The following is a 25,884-nucleotide window of genomic DNA, read 5'->3' on the forward strand; positions in this document are numbered from 1 at the left end:
AGACCCGAGGCACTGGGTCACACCGAGCGGTAATGCTGAATCAAGCGCCGAGCGGGGAAGGTGAAAACCTTCAAACAGTTCGCGCCGCGTAACGGAAGTTGCTGGCACGAAGGGTGAAGAGTTAAGCGACGAACAATCCTTCTCTCCACCTTTAAAGTCTACAGAAAAGTCAGGTAGCCGAGTTCCAGGATGCGGGCATCGTATAATGGCTATTACCTCAGCCTTCCAAGCTGATGATGTGGGTTCGATTCCCACTGCCCGCTCCAAGATGTGCTGATATAGCTCAGTTGGTAGAGCGCACCCTTGGTAAGGGTGAGGTCGGCAGTTCGAATCTGCCTATCAGCACCACTTCTTAATTTCTCGCCCCCTGATTTTCTTTCTGTTTCCTGAATTCAACAAGCAAATGCTTGGTTGATGTGGTGATACCACCGATTTATCCGTGTCTTAGAGGGACAATCGATGTCTAAAGAAAAATTTGAACGTTCAAAACCGCACGTTAACGTCGGTACTATCGGCCACGTTGACCACGGCAAAACTACCCTGACTGCTGCAATCACTACCGTTCTGGCTAAAACCTACGGTGGTTCTGCACGTGCTTTCGACCAGATCGATAACGCGCCTGAAGAAAAAGCTCGTGGTATCACCATCAACACTTCTCACGTTGAATATGACACCCCGACTCGTCACTACGCGCACGTTGACTGCCCAGGGCACGCCGACTACGTGAAAAACATGATCACCGGTGCTGCTCAGATGGACGGCGCTATCCTGGTTGTAGCTGCGACTGACGGCCCTATGCCTCAGACTCGTGAGCACATCCTGCTGGGTCGTCAGGTTGGCGTTCCTTACATCATCGTATTCATGAACAAATGCGACATGGTTGATGATGAAGAGCTGCTGGAACTGGTAGAAATGGAAGTTCGTGAACTTCTGTCTGCTTATGACTTCCCTGGTGATGACCTGCCGGTTGTTCGTGGTTCAGCGCTGAAAGCACTGGAAGGCGAAGCTGAGTGGGAAGCTAAAATCATCGAGCTGGCCGGTCACCTGGATTCTTACATCCCAGAACCAGAGCGTGCTATCGACCAGCCGTTCCTGCTGCCAATCGAAGACGTCTTCTCCATCTCCGGTCGTGGTACCGTAGTTACCGGTCGTGTTGAGCGCGGTATCGTTAAAGTTGGCGAAGAAGTTGAAATCGTTGGTATCAAAGACACCGTTAAGTCTACCTGTACCGGCGTTGAAATGTTCCGCAAACTGCTGGACGAAGGCCGTGCTGGTGAGAACGTTGGTGTTCTGCTGCGTGGTATCAAGCGTGAAGACATCGAACGTGGTCAGGTACTGGCTAAACCAGGTTCCATCAAGCCACACACTCAGTTCGATTCAGAAGTGTATATCCTGAGCAAAGAAGAAGGTGGTCGTCATACTCCATTCTTCAAAGGCTACCGTCCACAGTTCTACTTCCGTACAACTGACGTGACCGGTACCATCGAACTGCCAGAAGGCGTAGAGATGGTAATGCCAGGCGATAACGTGAACATGGTTGTTACCCTGATCCACCCAATCGCTATGGACCAAGGCTTGCGTTTCGCAATCCGTGAAGGCGGCCGTACCGTTGGCGCTGGTGTTGTTGCCAAAGTTATCGCTTAATCGCGGATAATATTTGACGCGACATGCGATAAAAGGGCATCATTTGATGCCCTTTTTCTACGCTGTGAACTAGAACCTATCTCATCAGCGATTTTGCAGTCATAATCATTGGTGAGATGGGCTCTTAAACGGTATTGACTGAAATACGTCATGGCGTAAAACACCGGGATGCTGCCAAGCGGCATCTGTTCGGTTTGGTTTGCCTCGCATTGCGAGGCAAAGTTGTTTGTTCGAATCATTAGTGACAGGTTGGTTTATGAGTGCGAATACCGAGGCTCAAGGGAGCGGGCGCGGCCTTGAAGCGGCCAAGTGGTCAATCGTCGCCGTTCTGTTGGTTGTGGCTATCGTCGGTAACTATTACTACCGTGATTTCAGCCTGCCGCTGCGTGCGTTGGCCGTTGTCGTGGTTATTGCCGTTGCTGGTGCAGTGGCATTGATGACCACTAAAGGCAAAGCCACCGTTGCGTTTGCGCGCGAAGCGCGTACTGAAGTACGTAAAGTGATCTGGCCAACTCGTCAGGAAACGTTACACACCACGTTGATCGTTGCCGCGGTAACCGCCGTGATGTCACTGATTCTGTGGGGCCTGGATGGTATATTGGTCCGTCTGGTATCGTTTATTACTGGCCTGAGGTTCTAAAATGTCTGAAGCCCCAAAAAAACGCTGGTACGTCGTTCAGGCGTTTTCCGGTTTTGAAGGTCGCGTAGCGCAATCGCTGCGTGAACATATCAAACTGCACGATATGGAAGAGCTGTTCGGCGAAGTCATGGTTCCCACCGAAGAAGTGGTGGAGATCCGTGGTGGTCTGCGTCGTAAGAGTGAGCGTAAATTCTTCCCTGGCTATGTACTGGTTCAGATGGTGATGAATGACGCCAGCTGGCACTTGGTGCGCAGTGTTCCTCGTGTTATGGGCTTCATCGGTGGAACTTCCGATCGTCCTGCACCGATCAGCGATAAAGAAGTGGACGCGATTATGAACCGCCTGCAGCAGGCTGGTGATAAGCCACGTCCGAAAACGATGTTCGAGCCGGGTGAACTGGTGCGCGTCAACGATGGTCCATTTGCTGACTTTAACGGCGTCGTTGAAGAAGTGGACTACGAGAAGAGCCGCCTGAAAGTGTCTGTCTCCATCTTTGGCCGTGCAACGCCGGTGGAACTGGACTTTAGCCAGGTAGAAAAAGGCTGATCAAATAATCAGCAAGGCGAGCGGGTTTGTAGCTTGTCAGAGGCGCGAGATTGAACTATAATTTCGCGCCTTTTGTTTTTAGATGTCCTGCTCTTGCAGCGGGACGAAACACGGGGAGCCTCTCAGGAGGCGATATTACCCAAACGAGGAAATTTCAATGGCCAAGAAAGTACAAGCCTACGTTAAGCTGCAAGTTGCAGCCGGTATGGCTAACCCAAGTCCACCAGTTGGTCCAGCTCTGGGTCAGCAAGGTGTTAACATCATGGAATTCTGTAAGGCATTCAACGCTAAAACTGACAGCGTTGAGAAAGGCCTGCCGATCCCGGTTGTTATTACAGTTTATTCTGATCGCTCCTTCACTTTCGTCACCAAAACCCCGCCAGCAGCAGTTCTGCTGAAGAAAGCGGCTGGTATTAAATCTGGTTCTGGCAAGCCGAACAAAGATAAAGTTGGCAAAGTGACTAGTGCACAGGTTCGTGAAATCGCAGAAACCAAAGCTGCGGACATGACTGGTTCTGACGTTGCAGCGATGATTCGCTCCATCGAAGGTACTGCTCGTTCCATGGGCCTGGTAGTGGAGGATTAAGAAATGGCTAAGCTGACCAAGCGCATGCGCGTGATCCGTGACAAAGTTGATGCTACTAAACAGTATGACATCCTCGAAGCTGTTGCTCTGCTGAAAGAGCTGGCCACCGCTAAATTCGTAGAAAGCGTTGACGTTGCCGTTAACCTCGGCATCGACGCTCGTAAATCAGACCAAAACGTACGTGGTGCTACCGTTCTGCCACACGGCACCGGTCGCAGCGTTCGCGTTGCCGTATTTGCCCAGGGCCCTAACGCTGAAGCTGCTAAAGCTGCAGGCGCAGAGCTGGTAGGTATGGAAGATCTGGCTGACCTGATCAAGAAAGGCGAGATGAACTTCGACGTGGTTATTGCTTCCCCGGATGCAATGCGCGTTGTAGGTCAACTGGGCCAGGTTCTGGGTCCACGTGGTCTGATGCCTAACCCGAAAGTGGGTACCGTTACTCCTAACGTTGCAGAAGCTGTGAAGAACGCTAAAGCAGGTCAGGTTCGTTATCGTAACGACAAAAACGGTATCATCCATACCACTATCGGTAAGGTTGATTTCGACACAGACAAGCTGAAGGAAAACCTGGAGTCTCTGCTGGTTGCGCTGAAAAAAGCCAAACCATCTCAGGCAAAAGGCATGTACATCAAGAAAGTTAGCCTCTCCACCACCATGGGTGCTGGCGTTGCTATCGATCAAAGCGGTCTGAGTGCTGTAGCGAACTAATCACCTGGTGATTAATCGCTTTGACTTGGGGGTGGGATTCATCTAGAATCTTATCCCCCAAGGTTCTGCTACGTGCGGAACAACAGATTTTTCGGTTGGAGCCTGGCCTATCCAGGCCTCCGTCCAAGACCGCAGGTGTGCCGCAAGGCACTTAATCCTTCCTGCGTAGACGGTGACAGAGCCTAAAGAAATTTTTTCTTTTTTAAAAAGAATGGTCTTTGCTGGATTCTGCTCACCGTGTTAAGCCGCTCAACGGCGCGTGTTCGCACAAGCTGTTGAGTGAAGTGAGTTCCGGGGATTTCCCCGGCTAAATCCAGGAGCAAAAAGCTAATGGCATTAAATCTTCAAGACAAACAAGCGATTGTTGCTGAAGTCAACGAAGTAGCCAAAGGCGCGCTGTCTGCGGTAGTTGCGGATTCTCGTGGCGTTACCGTTGATAAAATGACTGAACTGCGTAAAGCAGGTCGTGAAGCTGGCGTTTACATGCGTGTTGTTCGCAACACCTTGATGCGTCGCGTAGTTGAAGGCACTCCGTTCGAATGCCTGAAAGACACGTTTGTCGGTCCTACCTTGATTGCATTCTCTACTGAACACCCGGGCGCTGCTGCTCGTCTGTTCAAAGAGTTCGCGAAAGCGAATGCAAAATTTGAGGTTAAAGCTGCGGCCTTTGAAGGTGAGCTGATCCCTGCGGCACAAATCGACCGCTTGGCAACGCTGCCTACTTACGAAGAAGCAATCGCACGCCTGATGGCAACCATGAAAGAAGCCGCTGCCGGCAAATTGGTTCGCACTCTGGCTGCAGTACGCGATCAGAAAGAAGCGGCATAAGCCTTTCTCTTTCTTAGCCTTTGCTTACGTATTTAAACTATTTCTGAATTTTAGGAACTTTTGTTATGTCTATCACTAAAGACCAAATTATCGAAGGCGTTGCAGCCCTGTCTGTAATGGAAATCGTTGAACTGATCGCCGCTATGGAAGAGAAGTTCGGTGTTTCTGCTGCTGCTGTAGCTGCAGGTCCTGCTGCTGCTGTTGAAGCTGCTGAAGAAAAAACTGAATTCGACGTTGTACTGAAAGGTATCGGCGCGAACAAAGTTGCAGTAATCAAAGCAGTACGTGGCGCAACTGGCCTGGGTCTGAAAGAAGCTAAAGACCTGGTTGAGTCTGCACCAGCAGCACTGAAAGAAGGCATCAGCAAAGACGACGCTGAAGCACTGAAAAAAGCTCTGGAAGAAGCTGGCGCTGAAGTTGAAGTTAAATAAGCCACTGCTTTTGGAGTGCAGTCTGTTTTAACTAACAGACTGATGGCTGGTGACTTTTTGGTCACCAGCCTTTTTGCGCTGTAGGGCGTCAGTAGAGTTTCACACTGTTTGACTACTGGCTAACCCCAATATTTCTTTCTATCGACGACTTAATATACTGCCCTCTGCGCCGCAGCCGAATCTGCCGCCACGGCAATGAAATGATTTAAGCGTGATAGAAACGAGTATTGCGGAAAGTGTTCTCGCTTTCCGGTCAACAAAACGGTGTTGCATGAACCGTCCCCTACCCGGACGGACAATAGGTTCGACTTTCCAGCGAGCTGAGGAACCCTATGGTTTACTCCTATACCGAGAAGAAACGTATTCGTAAGGATTTTGGTAAGCGTCCACAAGTTTTGGACATACCTTATCTCCTTTCTATCCAGCTTGACTCGTTCCAGAAATTTATCGAGCAAGATCCAGAAGGGCAATACGGCTTAGAAGCCGCATTCCGTTCTGTTTTCCCGATCCAGAGCTACAGTGGCAATTCGGAGCTGCAATACGTTAGCTACCGTCTTGGTGAGCCGGTGTTTGACGTTAAAGAGTGCCAGATCCGTGGTGTGACGTACTCTGCACCGCTGCGCGTAAAACTGCGCCTGGTCATCTACGAACGTGAAGCACCAGAAGGTACGGTCAAAGACATCAAGGAACAAGAAGTCTATATGGGCGAAATTCCGCTCATGACCGAAAACGGTACCTTTGTCATTAACGGTACTGAGAGGGTTATCGTATCCCAGCTGCATCGTAGTCCTGGTGTGTTCTTCGACAGCGATAAGGGCAAAACCCACTCCTCGGGCAAAGTGCTGTATAACGCACGTATCATCCCTTACCGTGGCTCATGGCTGGATTTCGAGTTTGACCCGAAAGACAACCTGTTCGTGCGTATCGACCGTCGCCGCAAACTGCCTGCGACCATTATTCTGCGCGCGCTGAGCTACACCACTGAGCAGATCCTTGACCTGTTCTTTGAGAAAATTGTTTTCGAGATCCGTGATAACAAGCTGCAGATGGAGCTGGTTCCAGAGCGTCTGCGTGGTGAAACTGCGTCCTTCGATATCGAAGCCAACGGTAAGATCTACGTTGAGAAAGCACGCCGTATCACCGCTCGTCATATCCGTCAGCTCGAAAAAGACGAAATTCGCAGCATTGAAGTACCGGTTGAGTACATCGCTGGCAAAGTGGTCGCGAAGGACTATATCGATACCAATACCGGCGAACTGATCTGTGCAGCCAACATGGAGCTGTCACTGGATCTGTTGGCCAAGCTGAGCCAGTCAGGCCACAAGCGTATCGAAACGCTGTTCACCAACGATCTGGACCACGGTGCGTACATCTCTGAAACCGTACGTGTCGACCCAACCAGCGATCGTCTGAGCGCTCTGGTAGAAATCTACCGCATGATGCGCCCTGGTGAGCCACCAACGCGTGAAGCGGCGGAAAGCCTGTTCGAGAACCTGTTCTTCTCTGAAGACCGCTACGATCTGTCTGCGGTTGGCCGGATGAAGTTCAACCGTTCTCTGCTGCGTGACGAGATCGAAGGTTCGGGCATCCTGAGCAAAGACGACATCATCGAAGTGATGAAGAAGCTCATCGATATCCGTAACGGTAAAGGCGAAGTGGACGATATCGACCACTTGGGCAACCGTCGTATCCGTTCCGTTGGCGAAATGGCCGAGAACCAGTTCCGTGTCGGTCTGGTACGTGTTGAGCGTGCGGTGAAAGAACGTCTGTCCCTGGGCGATCTGGATACCCTGATGCCTCAGGACATGATCAACGCCAAGCCAATTTCGGCGGCGGTGAAAGAGTTCTTCGGTTCAAGCCAGCTGTCCCAGTTTATGGACCAGAACAACCCGTTGTCCGAGATCACGCACAAACGTCGTATCTCTGCATTGGGCCCAGGCGGTCTGACCCGTGAACGTGCCGGCTTTGAAGTTCGAGACGTACACCCGACTCACTACGGTCGCGTGTGCCCAATCGAAACGCCGGAAGGTCCAAACATCGGTCTGATCAACTCCTTGTCCGTGTACGCACAGACCAACGAGTATGGCTTCCTGGAAACCCCGTACCGCCGCGTGCGTGACGGCGTGGTGACCGATGAAATCAACTATCTGTCTGCTATTGAAGAAGGCAACTTCGTTATCGCTCAGGCGAACTCCAACCTGGACGAAGAAGGCCGCTTCGAAGAAGACCTGGTTACCTGTCGTAGCAAAGGCGAATCAAGCCTGTTTAGCCGCGACCAGGTTGACTATATGGACGTATCAACCCAGCAGGTTGTTTCTGTTGGTGCTTCACTGATCCCATTCCTGGAACACGATGACGCCAACCGTGCATTGATGGGTGCGAACATGCAACGTCAAGCGGTGCCAACCCTGCGTGCTGACAAGCCGCTGGTAGGTACCGGTATGGAACGTGCCGTAGCGGTTGACTCCGGTGTTACTGCCGTAGCCAAACGTGGTGGTGTGATCCAGTACGTGGATGCTTCCCGTATCGTTATCAAAGTTAACGAAGACGAGATGTACCCGGGCGAAGCAGGTATCGATATTTATAACCTGACCAAGTACACCCGTTCTAACCAGAACACCTGTATCAACCAGATGCCTTGTGTGAATCTGGGTGAGCCAATCGAGCGCGGCGACGTGCTGGCAGATGGCCCGTCTACAGACCTGGGTGAACTGGCATTGGGTCAGAACATGCGCGTCGCGTTCATGCCTTGGAACGGCTACAACTTCGAAGACTCCATCTTGGTCTCCGAGCGTGTAGTACAGGAAGATCGCTTCACCACCATCCACATCCAGGAACTGGCTTGCGTGTCTCGCGACACCAAACTGGGGCCGGAAGAGATCACCGCCGACATCCCTAACGTGGGTGAAGCAGCGCTCTCCAAGCTGGATGAGTCCGGTATCGTGTATATCGGTGCAGAAGTGACCGGTGGCGACATTCTGGTTGGTAAGGTAACGCCGAAAGGTGAAACCCAGCTGACGCCAGAAGAGAAGCTGCTGCGTGCGATCTTCGGTGAGAAAGCGTCTGACGTTAAAGACTCTTCTCTGCGCGTACCAAACGGCGTTTCCGGTACGGTTATCGACGTGCAGGTCTTTACCCGCGATGGCGTGGACAAAGACAAGCGTGCGTTGGAAATCGAAGAGATGCAGCTGAAGCAGGCGAAGAAAGACCTGACTGAAGAACTGCAGATCCTGGAAGCTGGCCTGTTCGCTCGTATCCATGCGGTACTGGTTTCTGGTGGTATCGAAGCCGAGAAGCTGAGCAAACTGCCACGCGATCGCTGGTTGGAACTGGGCCTGACCGACGAAGACAAGCAAAACCAGCTGGAGCAGCTGGCAGAGCAGTACGACGAACTGAAATCCGACTTCGAGAAGAAGCTGGATGCCAAGCGTCGTAAGATCACCCAAGGCGACGATCTGGCACCAGGCGTGCTGAAAATCGTCAAGGTGTATCTGGCCGTTAAGCGTCAGATCCAACCGGGTGACAAGATGGCAGGCCGCCACGGTAACAAGGGTGTTATCTCCAAGATCAACCCGATCGAAGATATGCCTTACGATGAAAACGGTACGCCGGTTGACATCGTTCTGAACCCGCTGGGCGTTCCATCGCGTATGAACATCGGTCAGATCCTGGAAACTCACCTGGGTATGGCGGCGAAAGGCATTGGTGAGAAGATCAACCAAATGCTCAAGCAGCACCAGGAAGTGGCCAAGCTGCGTGAATTCATCCAGAAGGCTTACGATCTGGGTGACGGCGTTTGCCAGAAAGTTGACCTGAACACCTTCACCGACGACGAAGTCTTGCGTCTGGCAGAGAACCTGAAAAAAGGTATGCCGATCGCAACCCCAGTCTTCGATGGTGCGAAAGAGTCAGAAATCAAGCAACTGCTGGAAATGGGCGGTATCCCGACTTCAGGTCAGATTACGCTGTTTGATGGCCGTACCGGCGAGCAGTTCGAGCGCCAGGTAACCGTCGGCTATATGTACATGCTGAAACTGAACCACTTGGTTGACGATAAGATGCACGCGCGTTCTACCGGTTCTTACAGCTTGGTTACTCAGCAGCCGCTGGGTGGTAAGGCGCAATTCGGTGGTCAGCGCTTCGGTGAGATGGAAGTGTGGGCGCTGGAAGCATACGGCGCAGCTTACACCTTGCAGGAAATGCTTACCGTTAAGTCGGATGACGTCAACGGCCGTACCAAGATGTACAAAAACATCGTGGATGGCGATCACCGTATGGAACCAGGCATGCCGGAGTCCTTCAACGTACTGTTGAAAGAAATCCGCTCGCTGGGTATCAACATCGAACTGGAAGGCGACTAATCGCTATTCCAGCTCTGGCTCCCGACCTTAGGGAGCCAGAGGGTGGTTGTTCAGGTCACACGGGCGCACGATTTGTCAGCGTGCTCCCAACAGGTTTAACTCCGACAGGAGCCAATCCGTGAAAGACTTATTAAAGTTTCTGAAAGCGCAAACTAAGACCGAAGAGTTTGATGCGATCAAGATTGCTCTGGCATCGCCAGACATGATCCGTTCATGGTCGTTCGGTGAAGTTAAAAAGCCGGAAACCATTAACTACCGTACGTTCAAACCTGAGCGTGACGGCCTTTTCTGCGCCCGTATCTTTGGGCCGGTAAAAGATTACGAGTGCCTGTGCGGTAAGTACAAGCGCTTGAAACACCGCGGCGTGATCTGTGAGAAGTGCGGCGTTGAAGTGACCCAGACCAAAGTACGCCGTGAGCGTATGGGCCACATCGAACTGGCTTCTCCGACTGCGCACATCTGGTTCCTGAAATCGCTGCCTTCGCGCATCGGTTTGCTGCTGGATATGCCGCTGCGTGACATCGAACGTGTACTGTACTTCGAATCCTACGTGGTAGTAGAAGGCGGTATGACCAACCTCGAGCGTCGTCAGATCCTGACTGAAGAGCAGTATCTGGATGCGCTGGAAGAGTTTGGTGACGAATTCGACGCCAAGATGGGTGCGGAAGCTATTCAGGCCCTGTTGAAAAACATGGATCTGGAAGCCGAGTGTGAGCAGCTGCGTGAAGAGCTGAACGAAACCAACTCCGAAACCAAGCGTAAGAAGCTGACCAAGCGTATCAAGCTGCTGGAAGCGTTCGTGCAATCTGGTAACAAGCCAGAGTGGATGATCCTGACCGTGCTGCCGGTACTGCCGCCAGATCTGCGTCCATTGGTTCCACTGGATGGTGGCCGTTTCGCGACTTCAGATCTGAACGATCTGTACCGCCGCGTGATCAACCGTAACAACCGTCTGAAACGCCTGCTGGATCTGGCTGCGCCTGACATCATCGTGCGCAACGAAAAGCGTATGCTGCAAGAAGCGGTAGATGCCCTGCTGGATAACGGCCGTCGCGGTCGTGCGATCACCGGTTCCAACAAGCGTCCTCTGAAATCTTTGGCCGACATGATCAAAGGTAAGCAGGGTCGTTTCCGTCAGAACCTGTTGGGTAAACGTGTTGACTACTCTGGTCGTTCTGTTATCACCGTAGGTCCATACCTGCGTCTGCATCAGTGCGGTCTGCCGAAGAAAATGGCACTGGAGCTGTTCAAACCGTTCATCTACGGCAAGCTGGAACTGCGTGGCCTGGCCACAACGATCAAAGCCGCCAAGAAAATGGTTGAGCGCGAAGAAGCTGTCGTTTGGGATATCCTGGACGAAGTGATCCGCGAACACCCGGTACTGCTGAACCGTGCACCAACCTTGCACCGTTTGGGTATCCAGGCGTTTGAACCGGTTCTGATCGAAGGTAAAGCGATCCAGCTGCACCCGCTGGTTTGTGCGGCCTACAACGCCGACTTCGATGGTGACCAGATGGCTGTTCACGTACCGTTGACGCTGGAAGCCCAGCTGGAAGCGCGTGCGTTGATGATGTCTACCAACAACATCCTGTCACCAGCGAACGGCGAGCCAATCATCGTTCCTTCTCAGGATGTTGTATTGGGTCTGTACTATATGACTCGTGACTGTGTTAACGCCAAAGGCGAAGGCATGGTTCTGACGGGTCCTAAAGAAGCTGAACGCGTTTACCGCGCCGGTCTGGCCTCTCTGCATGCACGCGTAAAAGTGCGTATTACAGAAGAGATCAAGAATACCGAAGGTGAATCTGTTCACCAGACTTCGATTATTGATACCACCATCGGTCGCGCCATCCTGTGGATGATCGTACCGCAAGGTCTGCCATACTCGATCGTTAACCAGCCTCTGGGCAAGAAAGCGATCTCCAAGATGCTGAACACCTGTTACCGCATCCTGGGCCTGAAGCCGACCGTAATCTTCGCTGACCAGATCATGTACACCGGTTTTGCTTACGCTGCCCGTTCAGGCGCATCCGTAGGTATCGATGACATGGTTATCCCAGCCAAGAAAGCAGAGATCATCGAAGAAGCGGAAACCGAAGTTGCCGAGATCCAGGAGCAGTTCCAGTCTGGTCTGGTTACCGCGGGCGAACGCTACAACAAAGTGATCGATATCTGGGCTGCGGCGAACGAACGTGTTGCTAAAGCGATGATGGAAAACCTGTCGGTTGAAGACGTGGTTAACCGTGACGGCGTGGTGGAACAACAAGTTTCCTTCAACAGCATCTTTATGATGGCCGACTCCGGTGCTCGTGGTTCTGCCGCTCAGATCCGTCAGTTGGCGGGTATGCGTGGCCTGATGGCCAAGCCAGATGGCTCCATCATCGAAACGCCAATCACAGCGAACTTCCGTGAAGGTCTGAACGTACTCCAGTACTTCATCTCCACGCACGGTGCTCGTAAAGGCTTGGCGGATACCGCACTGAAAACGGCAAACTCCGGTTATCTGACCCGTCGTCTGGTTGACGTGGCGCAGGACCTGGTAGTGACCGAAGACGACTGTGGTACTCACAACGGCATCATGATGACTCCGGTTATCGAAGGTGGTGACGTTAAAGAGCCACTGCGTGAACGCGTTCTGGGTCGTGTGACCGCTGAAGATGTCATCAAGCCGGGTACGGCTGACATCCTGGTGCCACGTAACACCCTGCTGAACGAGAAGACCTGTGACCTGTTGGAAGAGAACTCTGTCGACAGCGTTAAAGTCCGTTCCGTAGTTAGCTGTGAAACCGACTTTGGCGTGTGCGCCAACTGCTATGGTCGCGACCTGGCACGTGGCCACATCATCAACAAAGGTGAAGCTATCGGCGTTATCGCGGCCCAGTCCATCGGTGAGCCGGGTACACAGCTGACGATGCGTACGTTCCACATCGGTGGTGCGGCATCTCGTGCGGCAGCAGAATCCAGCATCCAGGTGAAGAACAAAGGTAACCTGAAGCTGAGCAACGTGAAGTTCGTTATGAACGCCTCAGGCAAGCTGGTCATTACCTCGCGTAATACCGAACTGAAGCTGATCGACGAATTCGGCCGTACCAAAGAAAGCTACAAAGTGCCTTACGGTGCCGTAATGGGCAAAGGTGATGGTGCAGAAGTTAACGGCGGCGAAACCGTTGCTAACTGGGATCCACACACCATGCCGGTTGTGACCGAGGTGAGCGGTTTCATTCGCTTCGCCGATATGGTTGACGGCCAGACCATTACCCGCCAGACCGACGAACTGACCGGTTTGTCTTCTCTGGTGGTACTGGACAGCGCAGAACGTACCGGTAGCGGTAAAGACCTGCGTCCGGCACTGAAAATCGTTGATGCCAAAGGCGACGACGTATTGATCCCAGGTACTGATATGCCTGCTCAATACTTCCTGCCGGGTAAAGCGATTGTGCAGCTGGAAGACGGCATTCAGATCGGTGCGGGTGATACCCTGGCGCGTATTCCTCAGGAATCCGGCGGTACCAAGGATATTACCGGTGGTCTGCCACGCGTTGCGGATCTGTTCGAAGCACGTCGTCCGAAAGAGCCGGCAATCCTGGCTGAAATCAGCGGGATTATCTCGTTCGGTAAAGAGACCAAAGGCAAACGTCGCCTGGTAATCTCTCCACTGGACGGTAGCGATGCTTACGAAGAGATGATCCCTAAATGGCGTCAGCTCAACGTGTTCGAAGGTGAAATTGTGGAACGTGGTGACGTTGTTTCTGACGGCCCAGAATCTCCACATGACATTCTGCGTCTGCGTGGTGTGCATGCGGTTACCCGCTACATCACCAACGAAGTGCAGGAAGTTTACCGTCTGCAAGGCGTTAAGATTAACGATAAACACATCGAAGTTATCGTTCGTCAGATGCTGCGTAAAGGGACCATCGTTAGCGCTGGTAGCACCGAGTTCCTGGAAGGCGAACAGGCTGAAGTATCACGCGTTAAGATTGCTAACCGTAAACTTGCTGCTGAAGGCAAGATCGAAGCAACCTTCTCACGCGATCTGCTGGGTATCACCAAGGCTTCCTTGGCGACCGAGTCCTTCATCTCTGCTGCATCGTTCCAGGAAACGACGCGCGTTCTCACCGAAGCGGCTGTTGCCGGTAAGCGTGATGAACTGCGCGGCCTGAAAGAGAACGTGATCGTGGGCCGTCTGATCCCAGCCGGTACCGGTTACGCTTATCACCAGGATCGTATGCGCCGTAAGGCTCTGGGTGAAACTCCGGTTGTTCCGCTGGTGAGTGCGGAAGAAGCGACAGCCAACCTGGCCGAATTGCTCAACGCTGGCAACCTGGGTGGCAGTGACGAATAAGTCACCTGATCCCTGACTGTACGTTTTGCAGTGAATGACTAAAGCCCTGGCTATCCTAGCCGGGGCTTTTTGTTGTACAGTGCTGTAAAGTTAAAATAACGGAACAGGCATGGACACCTCAACTTCAGTCAGTGGCAGCCGCGCTGCCAACAGCGAAATAACCTCACTAACCCAGTACTCTCAAAGCCGGGCGCGGCGTGCCGCCTGGGGAAGCTTTGTTGGCGCCGTAGTCGATTGGTACGACTTCTTACTGTACGGAATAGTTGCCGCTTTAGTCTTTAACACCGAGTTTTTCCCGCAGGTCAGCCCAACGATGGGCACGCTGGCCGCCTTTGGCACCTTTGGCGTCGGTTTTCTGTTCCGCCCGCTAGGTGGCATGGTATTCGGGCACTTTGGCGATAAGCTGGGCCGTAAGCGCATGCTGATGATCACCGTCTGGATGATGGGGATCTCTACGGCGTTGATTGGCCTGTTGCCCTCTTTCGATTCAGTCGGCTGGTGGGCCCCGGTGATGCTGGTACTGCTACGAGCGGTGCAAGGGTTTGCCGTGGGGGGCGAATGGGGCGGTGCCGCCTTGCTGGCGGTGGAAAGCGCGCCGAAGAAGCAAAAAGCCTTTTACAGCAGCGGCGTACAGATTGGTTTTGGCGTCGGGTTGCTGTTGGCTACCGGCTCGGTTTCCCTGGTCAGCCATTTCACCAGCAATGCGGACTTTATTAGCTGGGGCTGGCGTTTGCCGTTCCTGTTCAGCCTGGTGCTGGTCGCCATTGCCTGGTGGATCCGTAACGGCATGGACGAGTCTCAGGAGTTTGAAGCCAATAAAACGCTGCACGAACGGGCCGAGAAAATCCGCAAGTTCCCAATCTTTGAGGCGCTGCGCCAGAATCCCAAAGCCTTCTTGTTGATCATTGCCCTACGCTTTGGCGAACTGCTGACGATGTATATCGTCACGGCCTTTGCCATGAACTACTCGACCACCCATCTTGGCCTGTCACGGGATCTGTTCCTGAATATCGGCTTGTTGGTGGGAGCGGTGAGCTGTGTCTCGATCCCTTGCTTTGCCTATTTGGCCGATAGCTTTGGCAGACGCCGGATCTACGTGACGGGAGCATTGATTGGTGTTGCCAGCACGGTACCGTTTTTCATGGCGCTCGAGAGCCGTAACACGGTGATGATTATCTTCTTTGCCATCATGCTGGGAAATATGGCGCACGACATGCTGGTTAGCGTGCAGCAGCCAATGTTTACCGAACTGTTCGGCACGACATATCGTTATAGCGGTGCTGGAGTGGGTTATCAGGTCGCAAGCGTGGTCGGCGGGGGCTTCACGCCGTTTATTGCCGTGTTGCTGGTGGAGTTGATGGACGGCTCCTGGCATCTGGTTGCCGCCTATCTGGCGCTGGGATGTTTGCTTTCGGCCATTGTAGGTATGCGTATGAAACCCCAGACGGCCGAATAAAGCAGAGGAACCGGAAGCGTGCGGCCAGTCCCCGCACGCTCCGGCGTTTGGTAAGCAAGGTTATCAAGAGGGGGAGATAACCTTGGTTGGCTTAGAAACGCCTGCTAACACCGCCACTATAACCAGGCCATTTTTCCCTGCCAGCTCGCCTTGGCGGCTTTGCGTAGTGTTTCCAGACCTATTGGCTTGATGGTGCAACCGTTGCAGGCAGTTGCGTAGCGCGTCCCAGATAATCATCCCAATCTTTCCACACCGGCTGTAGCCCCGCGGCACCGATTGCCTGTGCCACCTGCTGCGGCGTTCGGCTGTCGTGCGGTTCGAACTGTTCCAGCTCTGGCGGCACATCGTCGGCATAACCGCCCGGCTGGGTTTTGGAACCGGCACTGACGCTGTTGATGGCTACCGGGATCATATGGTCGCGGAAGAAGGCCGACTCTCGTGTAGATAATGAAAGCTCCACGTCAGGAGCGAATAACCGGAAAGCACAGATCAACTGTACCAGTTGCGGTTCACTCATGATCGAGGCCGGCTCAATACCCCCGGCACAGGGCCGCAGGCGAGGGAACGAGATCGAGTAACGGCTCTGCCAGTAAGTCTGTTGCAGGTAAAACAGATGCTCTGCCAGCAGATAGCAGTCCGTGCGCCAACTGCTGGAAAGCCCAATCAGCGCCCCTAGCCCGATCTTGTCGATCCCGGCGCGCCCCAGACGATCCGGTGTACTCAGTCGCCAATGAAAATCCTGTTTCTGGCCACGCAGATGGTGCTGCTGATAGGTCGCGGGATGATAGGTTTCCTGATAGACCAATACGCCGTCCAGCCCAAGGGTTTTCAGCTCGGCGTAGTCTTGTTGTGCCAGAGGCTGCACCTCCATCATCAGCGAACTGAAATGACGGCGAATGGCGGGCAGATGCTGGCGGAAATAATCCATGCCGACTTTGCGCTGATGTTCTCCGGTCACCAGCAGCAGGTGCTCAAATCCTAATGCTTTGATAGCCGCGCATTCCCGTTCGATCTCTGCCGCATCCAGCGTTTTGCGCTTGAGGTGGTTACTCATCGAAAAGCCGCAGTAGGTACAATCGTTGGCACACAGGTTAGAAAGATATAACGGCACATAGAAGCTCACCACGTTACCGAAACGCTGGCGGGTGAGCTGCTGTGCTCGTTGCGCCAGGGGCTCCAGATAGGGAGCGGCGGCAGGGGAGATAAGCGCCATAAAATCCTCCCGCGTCAGCTTGGGGCTATTCAGTGCCTGCTCAACGTCACGCGCCGTTTTGCTGTTAATACGCAGCGTCAGGTCATCCCAATCCCACCCGAGCAGGCGCTCGCTAAAATCACTGGCCATCAGCGTGTCTCCTCTGAATGACTGAGGAACGCCGTCAGCGGGCTGGATGCGGCGGCGATAGACTGGCGGCTGCCTAGCCCTGAGTTGCGTGCTAACTCTCCGGCCTCCAGTGCCAGCCGGAAAGCACGGGCCATTTGCACCGGATCCCGCGCCACGGCGATGGCGGTATTGACCAGTACCGCATCGGCTCCCAGTTCTATCGCCTCTAACGCATGGCTTGGGGCACCGATCCCGGCATCAATGACTACCGGCACTTTGGCCTGTTCAATAATGATCTCAAGGAAATCACGGGTCAGTAAGCCACGGTTAGAACCGATCGGCGCGCCGAGTGGCATCACGGCGGCACAACCCGCTTCTTCCAGCCGCTTACACAGTACCGGATCGGCACCGCAGTAAGGCAGCACCACAAAGCCCTGTTTGACCAGGGTTTCCGCCGCCTTGAGCGTTTCGATCGGATCTGGCAGCAGGTACTTCACCTCTGGGTGAATTTCCAGTTTGACCCAGTGAGTCCCCAGAGCTTCACGCGCCAGGCGGGCGGCAAACACCGCCTCATCTGCCGTTTTTGCCCCTGAAGTGTTGGGGAGTAATTTCACGCCCAACCGTTGTAGCGGTGCCAGAATGGCGTCATTCCCGCCGCGCAGGTCGACGCGTTTCATCGCCATAGTGACCAGTTGTGAGCCGGAGGCTTGTAGCGCAGCCAGCATTAACTCGGGCGTGGCGAATTTCCCCGTGCCGGTAAACAGGCGTGAGGTAAAGGTGGTATCGGCGATTTGCAGCATGTCAGCCTCCGGCAATCGCTTGAAACAGCAAGATGTCATCACCGTCCTGCACCTGACGGGTGGCCCAGTCGCTGCGTGGAATGATGACCTGGTTGATCGCCAATGCGCTGCCTGGCTGGTGGCGTTCCAGCCGTTCGAGCAGTGCGCCAATGCTTAACGGCTGCTCCAGCTCCAGCGGTTGATCGTTGAGGGTGATCTTCATGCTGGCTCTCCGCAGAGGGGGCAGGTGCTGGCTTTGCTCAATTGCAGGGTGCTCCAGCTTTGCTGCTTACCGTCGAACAGGCGCAGCTTGCCGCTAAGTGAGGAGGGTAACCCAGCCAGCATTTTTATCGCTTCCAGCGCCTGCAGCGTTCCGATCACACCGACGACCGGGCCGAGCACACCCGCCGTGCGGCAGTTGCGCTGCGGTTCGGTTTGTTCCGGGTAGAGGCAGGCATAGCAGCCGTGGGCATACGGCGGCTCGATAACCAGCAACTGGCCGCTGAACCCTACCGCGCTGCCGCTGATCAACGGCACGCTGGCTTGGATGCAGGCGGCATTCACCGCATGACGGGTGGCCATGTTGTCGCTGCAATCGAGCACCAGATCGGCACGGGCGACCGCATCGCTCAGCGTAGCCCCTTGCAGGCGTTGCTCCAGCGCGATCGACTCCACCAGAGGGTTCAGTGCTTGCAAGTGGTGCTTTGCCAACTGAGCCTTGTTGGCGGCGATATCACCAGTGCGGTACAGAATTTGCCGTTGCAGATTGGTGAGGTGTAGGTGGTCATCATCGGCCAACAGCAAGATACCAACGCCAGCGGCAGCGAGATATAGCGCCGCCGGAGAGCCTAATCCCCCCAACCCGACGATCAGCACCGTGGCTTGTTTCAGCTTTTCCTGCCCCTCGGGACCGACATCTTCCAGCAGTAGCTGCCGGCTGTAGCGCAAGAACTCTTGGTCATTGAGCATCGCGCGACTCCTTGCCTTCAATCAGTTGCAGCAGCGTTGCCGTAGCGGCGCGCCAGTCTGGTGCCTGGGTGATGGCGCTGACCACCGCCACGCTGCCAACCCCGCAAGCCAGAACGGCGGGGACGCGCTCGATGCTGATCCCGCCAATGGCTACTGTTGGATACTGCTGTAATCCGGCGACGTGGCGTTGCAACTCGGCCAAACCTTGCGGTTCAGAGGGCATCTCCTTGGTTTGCGTTGGGAAGATATGTCCCAGTGCGATATAGGAAGGTTTGACGGCGATCGCCCGCGCCAGCTCGGCATCGTCATGGGTGGAAACGCCCAGGCGCAATCCTGCACGATGGATAGCTGCCAGATCGGTGGTGTCCAAATCTTCCTGCCCCAGGTGGACGCCGTAGGCATCATGCTTAATCGCCAACCGCCAATAATCATTGATAAACAGCCGGGCCTGATAGCGCTTGCCAAGAGCGATGGCGGCGGCAATGTCCGCCTCCACTTGCTCGTCTGGCAGATCTTTGATGCGTAGTTGGATGGTGGTAACGCCTGCCTCCAGCAGGCGGGCGATCCATTCAACGCTGTCGACAACCGGGTATAAACCCAGCCTGTGCGGTGTTGCAGGGAAGGGAGAGGTGAGGTTAGTCATTATTTATCTCCTCCTGCAAATTGGCCGCGCTGTGGTAGAGCTCGCTGCCGCGTGAGCGGAATTCAGCCGACATTTTCTCCATCCCGGTCAGTTGCACTTCGATCGGCTTGGCGGCTTCCTGTGCGGCAGCATAGTCACGCACTTCCTGGGAGATTTTCATGGAGCAGAACTTCGGCCCACACATGGAGCAGAAGTGGGCGATCTTGCCGGATTCTTGCGGCAGCGTTTCGTCGTGATAGGCGCGGGCGGTTTGTGGATCCAGCGCCAGGTTGAACTGATCTTCCCAACGGAACTCAAAGCGCGCCTTGGACATGGCGTTATCGCGGATCTGTGCGCCCGGATGGCCTTTTGCCAAGTCGGCGGCGTGAGCGGCGATCTTGTAAGTGATCAGCCCCTGTTTCACGTCTTCTTTGTTAGGCAGCCCCAGATGTTCCTTCGGCGTCACGTAGCAAAGCATCGCACAGCCGAACCAGCCGATCATTGCCGCGCCGATCCCGGAGGTGAAATGGTCGTAACCCGGTGCGATATCGGTGGTCAATGGCCCCAGCGTGTAGAACGGTGCTTCATGGCAATGTTCCAGCTCCTCGGTCATGTTGCGGCGGATCATCTGCATCGGCACGTGGCCTGGGCCTTCGATCATCACCTGTACGTCATATTCCCAGGCAATCTTGGTCAGTTCGCCCAGGGTATGCAGTTCAGCGAATTGCGCTTCGTCATTGGCATCCTGGATCGAGCCTGGACGCAGGCCGTCGCCGAGTGACAGCGAGACATCGTAAGCGGCGCAAATTTCGCAGATCTCGCGGAAGTGCTGATAGAGGAAGTTTTCCTGATGATGCGACAGGCACCACTTCGCCATGATCGAGCCGCCACGGGAGACAATGCCGGTCAGGCGTTTGGCGGTCATCGGCACATAGCGCAGCAACACCCCGGCGTGAATGGTGAAGTAATCGACGCCTTGCTCAGCCTGTTCCAGCAGGGTATCGCGGAACATTTCCCAGGTCAGGTTCTCCGCTACGCCGTTCACTTTTTCCAGCGCCTGATAGATCGGCACCGTACCAATCGGCACCGGGCTGTTACGCAGGATCCATTCACGGGTTTCGTGGATATAACGGCCCGTGGAGAGATCCATCACGGTGTCAGCGCCCCAGCGGGTTGACCACACCAACTTCTCGACCTCCTCTTCGATCGAAGAGGTGACCGCCGAGTTGCCGATATTGGCATTCACCTTCACCAGGAAATTACGACCAATAATCATCGGCTCGGATTCCGGGTGGTTGATGTTGGCGGGGATGATGGCGCGGCCAGCGGCCACTTCCTGGCGCACAAATTCCGGCGTGATATTTTCCGGTAGATTGGCGCCCCAGCTTTGGCCGGGATGCTGGTGGCGCAGCACTTCACCACGAATGCGCTCACGGCCCATATTTTCGCGAATGGCGATAAATTCCATCTCTGGGGTGACAATACCGGCGCGAGCGTAATGCAATTGCGTAACGCATTTACCCGGCAGGGCTTTGCGGGGCAGCGGCAGGTGCTCAAAGCGCAGATGGTCTAACCCAACATCCGCCAGTCGTTGTTGGGTGAAGCCGGAACTGACGCCGCTTAACGCTTCGGTATCGGCACGTTCGGCGATCCAGTTCGCTCGTACCTTGGCCAAGCCACGATGTACGTCGATCAACGCTTGCGGATCGCCATACGGACCTGCGGTGTCATACACCGGAATGGCTTCGTTCTGTTCATATTGGGGCTGGTCTTTGTTGCCGCCAATCAGCGTCGGGCTGAGCTGGATCTCACGCATGGGTACCTGAATATCGCTGCGCGACCCTGCGAGATAGATCCGCTGTGAGTTAGGGAAGGTAACGCCTTGCAGAGAGTCGATAAAATCTTGCGCTTGGTCACGCTGCTGTTTACGGGCACGAGGTTGGTTCACGGTAGACATAGCAAATTCCTATCAGTGTAGTGATGTGTGGAAAATTGCTTGTCTGGAGCTCGGAGGGAGTAATGATGGTAGCCGGTAAGGCAGGCACAGCCCCTGGCGGGAGCATCTTGCCTATGGCGATAGATTACTCTTGTTCCCTTCGCGGGTATTAACCCGATCAGGTTCCGCGGATCCCGAATTAACGGTCTCAGCCTGGCCAATTTAATGAAAAATCAGCGCTAGGCACTCCGACAAGAGCCCTCAGTATAAGAGGGTAAACAAAAACTACAAGCCATCCCCCATCATCTTTCAGGCCGTAGCGTTGTTGGCTGCCTAGCTACGGCTTGAAATCTATGGGGGGATAATTAGGCTGGATGAGACATAGATTCAGTGTTCGTGGGGCCCGGTTGGCCCTGCTGCCAGGTTTCTGCCGCCAGCTGGATCAACTGATCTTCCAAGGCGAAACGTGATGCCAGGGCTTCGCCGATATCTGACAGCGCCTGATTGAGTTCTTCACACACGTCCTGATCGATAACGACTTCGGTGTAGCGGTCGTGGAACGCCATCACGGCTTCGGTATTGGCCTGTAATTTTGGGTAGAACTTGGTGGCTAGCGCCATTTTGGGGCTGGCGGATCCTTCCACTTGTTTGATAATTTTGTCATAAATGTGAAAATGCCCGGCAGAGAGATAATCCACCAGATTCTGGCAAAAGTTCTCCAGCGCTTTTTCATTGAGCGGCGTATGCTTTTCTTTGTTGGGTTTAATGCCGACTAAACTGCAGTAGGCCACCAGTAGCTGTTTGCGTGCCTGCAACCATTGATCGACTAATTCGTTACTGCCACCAACGCGCTGAGTCAGGCTTTCCAATCGGTTGAGCATGGTTGACTCCGTGTGTAAGAGAAAGAAAAAGTGGTAAGTTAATAAAATGTAACAAAGAGCATTCCTAGATTGCCAGTGAAGCAGAGGTTGTGCAACAACATATGGAACTTGCATTAACGGGTAACGAAAATGGCTGGTGGATCGTCAGCCATGAAAGCAAAATTTGGTTACCAAACGGTGAATTGCCGTTTGGTTCTGCCGCATTATTTTCCTTGCAAGGCCGATCGGCTCGGCAAATTGGCGAATGGGAGGGGGCACCGGTCTGGCTGGTGCGCCAGCCGATGCCGAAAGAGATGGGATCGGTGCGGCAACTGCTCAGTCTCGATCGCGGCCTGTTCCAACTGGCCGGGCGCGGCGTACAGCTGGCCGACTTTTATCGCTCGCACCGGTTCTGTGGCTACTGCGGTCATGAGATGCACCTTAGCCGCACCGAAAGCGCTTGTCTGTGCGACAACTGCCGCGAACGTTATTACCCGCAGATTGCCCCTTGCGTCATTGTCGCTATCCGCCGCAATGATGAGATCCTGCTGGCACAGCATGTGCGCCACCGTGGGGGGATCCATACCGTGCTGGCGGGGTTTGTGGAGGTGGGGGAAACCCTGGAGCAGGCCGTAGCGCGCGAGGTGATGGAAGAAAGTAATATCGCTATTACCAACCTGCGTTACGTGACTTCGCAACCCTGGCCGTTCCCTCATTCGCTGATGATGGCGTTTATGGCCGAGTATCAGGGCGGTGAACTGCGCCACGATCCGAAAGAGTTGCTCAATGCGGGCTGGTATCGCTATGACCAACTGCCGCTGCTGCCACCGCCTGGTACCGTGGCGCGCCGCCTGATCGAGGACACCGTGGCGCTGTGTCGGGCAGAATAAGGTACAATGGCGGCAGATAATCAAGGGAGCCCAAGAAATGAATGAGTTGAAGAACGATCGCTATCTGCGTGCGCTGCTGCGCCAGCCGGTGGATCTCACCCCTGTATGGATGATGCGCCAGGCCGGTCGTTATTTGCCAGAGTACAAAGCCACCCGTGCTCAGGCAGGGGATTTCATGTCGCTGTGCAAAAATGCCGAACTGGCCTGTGAGGTGACATTACAGCCCCTGCGCCGTTATGCGCTGGACGCCGCCATCCTGTTCTCCGACATTCTCACCATTCCCGATGCCATGGGGCTTGGGCTCTATTTCGAAACCGGGGAAGGTCCGCGTTTTTCTTCGCCAATCACCTGCCGTGCCGACGTAGAGAAGCTGCCTGCATTTGATCCGGAAGACGAGCTGGGCTATGTCATGAACGCGGTGCGTACCATCCGCCGTGAATTGAAGGGTGAAGTGCCACTGATCGGTTTCTCCGGCAGCCCATGGACGTTGGCGACCTATATGGTTGAAGGCGGCAGCAGCAAGGCATTCACCAAGCTGAAGAAAATGATGTACGCCGAGCCGCAGACGCTGCATTTGCTGCTGGATAAGCTGGCAGACAGCGTGATCCTGTATCTCAATGCCCAAATCAAAGCCGGGGCGCAGTCCGTAATGGTATTCGATACCTGGGGCGGCGTGCTGACGGGCCGTGATTATCGCGAATTCTCACTGCACTATATGCATAAAATCGTCGATGGCCTGCTGCGTGAAAATGACGGACGCCGGGTGCCGGTGACGCTGTTCACCAAAGGCGGCGGCCAGTGGCTGGAAGCGATGGCGGCCACCGGTTGCGATGCGTTGGGCCTGGATTGGACCACCGATATTGCCGATGCGCGCCGCCGTGTGGGCGATAAAGTCGCGCTGCAGGGGAATATGGATCCTTCCATGCTATACGCCGCACCGGAACGCATCGCCCAGGAAGTGGAAACCATTCTGGCCGGTTTTGGCCAGGGCGAAGGTCATGTCTTCAATCTTGGCCACGGTATTCATCAAGACGTGCCACCGGAACATGCCGGGGCCTTCGTTGAAGCGGTGCATGCGCTGTCGGCCAAATACCACCGCTAAACCGCAAGGAGACGCTGTGATCGATACTCAGGCTCTGCGCGCCGAACAGCTAAGGCGCGCCGGGGAAGTCATTCGTCACGATGATTTTCTGCAAGACCCACCGGCGTTTATCGCCGGTGCGGACGTCGGTTTTGAACAAGAAGGCGCGGTAACACGCGCCGCTATTGCAATCCTGCGCTATCCTTCACTCGAGCTGGTGGAGTATCAGATCGCCCGCATCAGCACCACCATGCCCTATATCCCCGGATTTCTCTCGTTTCGCGAGTACCCTGCGCTGATTGCTGCCTGGGAGCAGCTGCAACAGAAGCCCGACCTGATCTTTGTCGATGGCCATGGCATTTCCCATCCAAGACGCCTGGGGGTTGCCAGCCACTTTGGCCTGCTGGTCAACGTGCCGACCATTGGCGTGGCCAAGAAGCGTTTATGTGGTAAATTTTCCCCGCTGGACGCTACCGTTGACTCGCTGGCCGCGCTGGAGGACAAGGGCGAACAGCTGGGATGGGTATGGAGAAGCAAAGAGCGTTGTAATCCGTTATTTATCGCCACGGGCCATCGCGTGAGCACCGACAGCGCCTTGGCCTGGGTACAACGCTGCATGGCTGGCTACCGCTTGCCGGAGCCCACGCGTTGGGCCGATGCCATTGCCTCACGCCGCCCGGCCTTTGTACGCTGGTTACAGCAGCATCCAGAGGTGTCGTAATGAGCGATTTCGGGTACACTGCGCGGCAGATAATGAGTAAGAGAGTAGACAATGCTACGTAACCCGATTCATTTACGCTTGGAAAAGCTGGAAAGCTGGCAGCATTTGACCTTTATGGCCTGCCTGTGCGAGCGTATGTACCCGAATTACCAGATGTTCTGTCTACAGACGGAATTTGGCGACCCGGCGGTTTATCGCCGTATCCTGGACTTGGTCTGGGAAACGCTGGTGGTGAAAGACGCCAAGGTCAACTTTGACAGCCAGCTGGAAAAGTTGGAAGAGGCGATCCCGTCGGCAGAAGATTACGATCTTTATGGCGTTTACCCAGCGATCGATGCCTGCATCGCATTAGGGGAATTGATCCATTCGCGCCTCAGCGGAGAGACGTTGGAGCACGCCATTGCCATCAGCGAAACCTCAATTCGCACCGTGGCGATGTTGGAAATGACCCAGGCTGGCAAAGAAATGACCGACGAAGAGCTGAAAATTTTGCCTGCCGTTGAGGAAGAATGGGACATTCAATGGGAGATTTTCCGCCTGTTGGCCGCCTGCGAAGAGCGTGATCTGGATCTGATCAAAGGGTTACGATCTGACCTGCGCGAGGCCGCGGTGAGTAACATTGGGATAAATTTAACGCAATAAGGCAAGAAAACGTGATTTAACGTCTGATTTGTCGTGCCTTAAGGCTTCACATCCGCACCCTGTCTGGTCTACATTTGGGGGGCGAAAAAAAAGTGGCTATCGGTGCGTGTATGCAGGAGAGTGCTGTCCATCGGCATATCCGTCGCACTCGATGCTTTGCAAACGATAAACACACTGTAAGGATAACTTATGAACAAGACTCAACTGATTGACGTAATCGCAGAGAAGGCTGACCTTTCCAAGGCTCAAGCTAAGCTGGCTCTGGAATCTACCCTGGCTGCCATTACTGAGTCCCTGAAAGAAGGTGATGCAGTACAATTGGTTGGTTTCGGTACTTTCAAGGTAAACCATCGTAGCGAGCGCACTGGCCGCAACCCACAGACTGGTAAAGAAATCAAAATCGCAGCAGCTAACGTGCCTGCGTTCGTTTCTGGTAAAGCACTGAAAGACGCGGTCAAGTCTTAATCGCGTGTTCCAGAAAGGTTTAAACAGGGGGGCGTTGGCGCCCCTTTTGTTTATT

Annotated in this window: 22 protein-coding genes, 2 tRNA genes and 1 riboswitch; of the genes, 17 read left to right on the forward strand and 7 right to left on the reverse strand. The window is 54.4% G+C overall.

Translation table 11 applies throughout. The features are described 5' to 3' along the window. Nucleotides 1-191 precede the first annotated feature (191 nt). From KGP16_RS01535 to shiA, 12 genes are all read left to right on the forward strand, one after another. Nucleotides 192-266, forward strand: a tRNA-Gly gene (locus KGP16_RS01535). A gap of 6 nt (nucleotides 267-272) precedes the next feature. Beyond that, a tRNA-Thr gene (locus tag KGP16_RS01540) sits at nucleotides 273-348 on the forward strand. A gap of 111 nt (nucleotides 349-459) precedes the next feature. Then, on the forward strand, nucleotides 460-1,644 hold the full coding sequence (gene tuf / locus KGP16_RS01545) for an elongation factor Tu (RefSeq protein WP_046808053.1): 1,185 nt from the start codon (nucleotides 460-462) through the stop codon (nucleotides 1,642-1,644). Between the two features lie 256 nt (nucleotides 1,645-1,900). Next, nucleotides 1,901-2,284 carry a preprotein translocase subunit SecE gene (gene secE, locus KGP16_RS01550; protein WP_021182153.1) on the forward strand — a complete coding sequence of 128 codons (384 nt, stop codon included), beginning with the start codon at nucleotides 1,901-1,903 and terminating at the stop codon, nucleotides 2,282-2,284. 1 nt (nucleotide 2,285) lies between these two features. Next, nucleotides 2,286-2,831 carry a transcription termination/antitermination protein NusG gene (gene nusG, locus KGP16_RS01555; RefSeq protein WP_021182154.1) on the forward strand — a complete coding sequence of 182 codons (546 nt, stop codon included), beginning with the start codon at nucleotides 2,286-2,288 and terminating at the stop codon, nucleotides 2,829-2,831. 157 nt (nucleotides 2,832-2,988) lie between these two features. Then, nucleotides 2,989-3,417 (forward strand): 50S ribosomal protein L11, encoded by a 429-nt coding sequence (gene rplK, locus KGP16_RS01560; protein ID WP_021182155.1) that lies wholly within the window; start codon nucleotides 2,989-2,991, stop codon nucleotides 3,415-3,417. A 3-nt stretch (nucleotides 3,418-3,420) separates the two neighbouring features. After that, nucleotides 3,421-4,125, forward strand: a complete 705-nt coding sequence (rplA, locus tag KGP16_RS01565; protein WP_021182156.1) for a 50S ribosomal protein L1 — start codon at nucleotides 3,421-3,423, stop codon at nucleotides 4,123-4,125. A gap of 330 nt (nucleotides 4,126-4,455) precedes the next feature. Next, complete coding sequence (gene rplJ, locus KGP16_RS01570; RefSeq protein WP_021808069.1) at nucleotides 4,456-4,953, forward strand: 50S ribosomal protein L10; 498 nt, start codon at nucleotides 4,456-4,458, stop codon at nucleotides 4,951-4,953. Between the two features lie 65 nt (nucleotides 4,954-5,018). Beyond that, the gene (gene rplL, locus KGP16_RS01575) at nucleotides 5,019-5,384 is read left to right on the forward strand and encodes a 50S ribosomal protein L7/L12 (protein ID WP_021182158.1); all 366 of its coding nucleotides are present in this window, start codon (nucleotides 5,019-5,021) and stop codon (nucleotides 5,382-5,384) included. A 332-nt stretch (nucleotides 5,385-5,716) separates the two neighbouring features. Further along, complete coding sequence (gene rpoB, locus KGP16_RS01580) at nucleotides 5,717-9,745, forward strand: DNA-directed RNA polymerase subunit beta (RefSeq protein ID WP_021182159.1); 4,029 nt, start codon at nucleotides 5,717-5,719, stop codon at nucleotides 9,743-9,745. A 118-nt stretch (nucleotides 9,746-9,863) separates the two neighbouring features. Then, nucleotides 9,864-14,087: a DNA-directed RNA polymerase subunit beta' gene (gene rpoC / locus KGP16_RS01585; protein WP_021808068.1), complete on the forward strand. Its 4,224-nt coding sequence runs from the start codon at nucleotides 9,864-9,866 to the stop codon at nucleotides 14,085-14,087. A gap of 109 nt (nucleotides 14,088-14,196) precedes the next feature. Then, nucleotides 14,197-15,543 (forward strand): shikimate transporter, encoded by a 1,347-nt coding sequence (gene shiA / locus KGP16_RS01590; protein ID WP_218519971.1) that lies wholly within the window; start codon nucleotides 14,197-14,199, stop codon nucleotides 15,541-15,543. Nucleotides 15,544-15,721: 178 nt separating this feature from the next. Here the strand turns inward: shiA and thiH are convergent, their stop codons facing one another. The 7 genes from thiH to KGP16_RS01625 all read right to left on the reverse strand — a co-directional run bounded on the left by thiH (nucleotide 15,722) and on the right by KGP16_RS01625 (nucleotide 22,051). Further along, nucleotides 15,722-16,885: a 2-iminoacetate synthase ThiH gene (gene thiH / locus KGP16_RS01595; protein WP_059199057.1), complete on the reverse strand. Its 1,164-nt coding sequence runs from the start codon at nucleotides 16,883-16,885 to the stop codon at nucleotides 15,722-15,724. Then, complete coding sequence (locus tag KGP16_RS01600; RefSeq protein ID WP_059199056.1) at nucleotides 16,885-17,664, reverse strand: thiazole synthase; 780 nt, start codon at nucleotides 17,662-17,664, stop codon at nucleotides 16,885-16,887. Before KGP16_RS01600 ends, thiH begins: the two co-directional genes overlap by 1 nt. Before the next feature lies 1 nt (nucleotide 17,665). Beyond that, nucleotides 17,666-17,866: a sulfur carrier protein ThiS gene (gene thiS / locus KGP16_RS01605; protein WP_021808064.1), complete on the reverse strand. Its 201-nt coding sequence runs from the start codon at nucleotides 17,864-17,866 to the stop codon at nucleotides 17,666-17,668. After that, on the reverse strand, nucleotides 17,863-18,612 hold the full coding sequence (locus KGP16_RS01610; protein ID WP_218519970.1) for a HesA/MoeB/ThiF family protein: 750 nt from the start codon (nucleotides 18,610-18,612) through the stop codon (nucleotides 17,863-17,865). The genes thiS and KGP16_RS01610 overlap by 4 nt, the downstream gene beginning before the upstream one ends. Next, entirely contained in the window at nucleotides 18,602-19,255 is a 654-nt protein-coding gene (gene thiE, locus KGP16_RS01615; protein ID WP_059199054.1) for a thiamine phosphate synthase, read from the reverse strand. Before thiE ends, KGP16_RS01610 begins: the two co-directional genes overlap by 11 nt. Beyond that, the gene (gene thiC, locus KGP16_RS01620) at nucleotides 19,248-21,191 is read right to left on the reverse strand and encodes a phosphomethylpyrimidine synthase ThiC (protein WP_223500679.1); all 1,944 of its coding nucleotides are present in this window, start codon (nucleotides 21,189-21,191) and stop codon (nucleotides 19,248-19,250) included. The genes thiE and thiC overlap by 8 nt, the downstream gene beginning before the upstream one ends. A 117-nt stretch (nucleotides 21,192-21,308) precedes the next feature. Beyond that, nucleotides 21,309-21,431: riboswitch (TPP riboswitch) on the reverse strand. 104 nt (nucleotides 21,432-21,535) lie between these two features. Then, nucleotides 21,536-22,051, reverse strand: coding sequence for an Rsd/AlgQ family anti-sigma factor (locus tag KGP16_RS01625; protein WP_021808060.1), 516 nt, complete (start codon nucleotides 22,049-22,051; stop codon nucleotides 21,536-21,538). A 101-nt stretch (nucleotides 22,052-22,152) separates the two neighbouring features. On the opposite strand from KGP16_RS01625, the gene nudC reads away from it, so the two are divergent. The 5 genes from nudC to hupA all read left to right on the forward strand — a co-directional run bounded on the left by nudC (nucleotide 22,153) and on the right by hupA (nucleotide 25,829). After that, nucleotides 22,153-22,920 carry an NAD(+) diphosphatase gene (nudC, locus tag KGP16_RS01630; RefSeq protein WP_223500681.1) on the forward strand — a complete coding sequence of 256 codons (768 nt, stop codon included), beginning with the start codon at nucleotides 22,153-22,155 and terminating at the stop codon, nucleotides 22,918-22,920. A gap of 37 nt (nucleotides 22,921-22,957) precedes the next feature. Then, nucleotides 22,958-24,022, forward strand: coding sequence for a uroporphyrinogen decarboxylase (hemE, locus tag KGP16_RS01635; RefSeq protein ID WP_021808058.1), 1,065 nt, complete (start codon nucleotides 22,958-22,960; stop codon nucleotides 24,020-24,022). Nucleotides 24,023-24,038: 16 nt separating this feature from the next. Next, a complete protein-coding gene (gene nfi, locus KGP16_RS01640) occupies nucleotides 24,039-24,722 on the forward strand; it encodes a deoxyribonuclease V (protein ID WP_223500683.1) in 684 nt (227 codons plus the stop codon). A gap of 51 nt (nucleotides 24,723-24,773) precedes the next feature. Then, the gene (locus tag KGP16_RS01645; protein WP_021808056.1) at nucleotides 24,774-25,364 is read left to right on the forward strand and encodes a YjaG family protein; all 591 of its coding nucleotides are present in this window, start codon (nucleotides 24,774-24,776) and stop codon (nucleotides 25,362-25,364) included. A gap of 189 nt (nucleotides 25,365-25,553) precedes the next feature. Next, the gene (hupA, locus tag KGP16_RS01650) at nucleotides 25,554-25,829 is read left to right on the forward strand and encodes a nucleoid-associated protein HU-alpha (protein WP_021182173.1); all 276 of its coding nucleotides are present in this window, start codon (nucleotides 25,554-25,556) and stop codon (nucleotides 25,827-25,829) included. Nucleotides 25,830-25,884 lie beyond the last annotated feature (55 nt).

The sequence above is a fragment of the Serratia sp. JSRIV006 genome (assembly GCF_019968685.1).
Taxonomy (GTDB): domain Bacteria; phylum Pseudomonadota; class Gammaproteobacteria; order Enterobacterales; family Enterobacteriaceae; genus Chania; species Chania fonticola_B.

Excerpts from the sequence above, each read along its gene's own strand:
- tuf (WP_046808053.1), top strand. The coding sequence starts at position 460 with ATGTCTAAAGAAAAATTTGAACGTTCAAAACCGCACGTTAACGTCGGT.
- secE (WP_021182153.1), top strand. The coding sequence starts at position 1,901 with ATGAGTGCGAATACCGAGGCTCAAGGGAGCGGGCGCGGCCTTGAAGCG.
- nusG (WP_021182154.1), top strand. The coding sequence starts at position 2,286 with ATGTCTGAAGCCCCAAAAAAACGCTGGTACGTCGTTCAGGCGTTTTCC.
- rplK (WP_021182155.1), top strand. The coding sequence starts at position 2,989 with ATGGCCAAGAAAGTACAAGCCTACGTTAAGCTGCAAGTTGCAGCCGGT.
- rplA (WP_021182156.1), top strand. The coding sequence starts at position 3,421 with ATGGCTAAGCTGACCAAGCGCATGCGCGTGATCCGTGACAAAGTTGAT.
- rplJ (WP_021808069.1), top strand. The coding sequence starts at position 4,456 with ATGGCATTAAATCTTCAAGACAAACAAGCGATTGTTGCTGAAGTCAAC.
- rplL (WP_021182158.1), top strand. The coding sequence starts at position 5,019 with ATGTCTATCACTAAAGACCAAATTATCGAAGGCGTTGCAGCCCTGTCT.
- rpoB (WP_021182159.1), top strand. The coding sequence starts at position 5,717 with ATGGTTTACTCCTATACCGAGAAGAAACGTATTCGTAAGGATTTTGGT.
- shiA (WP_218519971.1), top strand. The coding sequence starts at position 14,197 with ATGGACACCTCAACTTCAGTCAGTGGCAGCCGCGCTGCCAACAGCGAA.
- thiH (WP_059199057.1), bottom strand. The coding sequence starts at position 16,885 with ATGGCCAGTGATTTTAGCGAGCGCCTGCTCGGGTGGGATTGGGATGAC.
- KGP16_RS01600 (WP_059199056.1), bottom strand. The coding sequence starts at position 17,664 with ATGCTGCAAATCGCCGATACCACCTTTACCTCACGCCTGTTTACCGGC.
- thiS (WP_021808064.1), bottom strand. The coding sequence starts at position 17,866 with ATGAAGATCACCCTCAACGATCAACCGCTGGAGCTGGAGCAGCCGTTA.
- KGP16_RS01610 (WP_218519970.1), bottom strand. The coding sequence starts at position 18,612 with ATGCTCAATGACCAAGAGTTCTTGCGCTACAGCCGGCAGCTACTGCTG.
- thiE (WP_059199054.1), bottom strand. The coding sequence starts at position 19,255 with ATGACTAACCTCACCTCTCCCTTCCCTGCAACACCGCACAGGCTGGGT.
- thiC (WP_223500679.1), bottom strand. The coding sequence starts at position 21,191 with ATGTCTACCGTGAACCAACCTCGTGCCCGTAAACAGCAGCGTGACCAA.
- KGP16_RS01625 (WP_021808060.1), bottom strand. The coding sequence starts at position 22,051 with ATGCTCAACCGATTGGAAAGCCTGACTCAGCGCGTTGGTGGCAGTAAC.
- nudC (WP_223500681.1), top strand. The coding sequence starts at position 22,153 with ATGGAACTTGCATTAACGGGTAACGAAAATGGCTGGTGGATCGTCAGC.
- hemE (WP_021808058.1), top strand. The coding sequence starts at position 22,958 with ATGAATGAGTTGAAGAACGATCGCTATCTGCGTGCGCTGCTGCGCCAG.
- KGP16_RS01645 (WP_021808056.1), top strand. The coding sequence starts at position 24,774 with ATGCTACGTAACCCGATTCATTTACGCTTGGAAAAGCTGGAAAGCTGG.
- hupA (WP_021182173.1), top strand. The coding sequence starts at position 25,554 with ATGAACAAGACTCAACTGATTGACGTAATCGCAGAGAAGGCTGACCTT.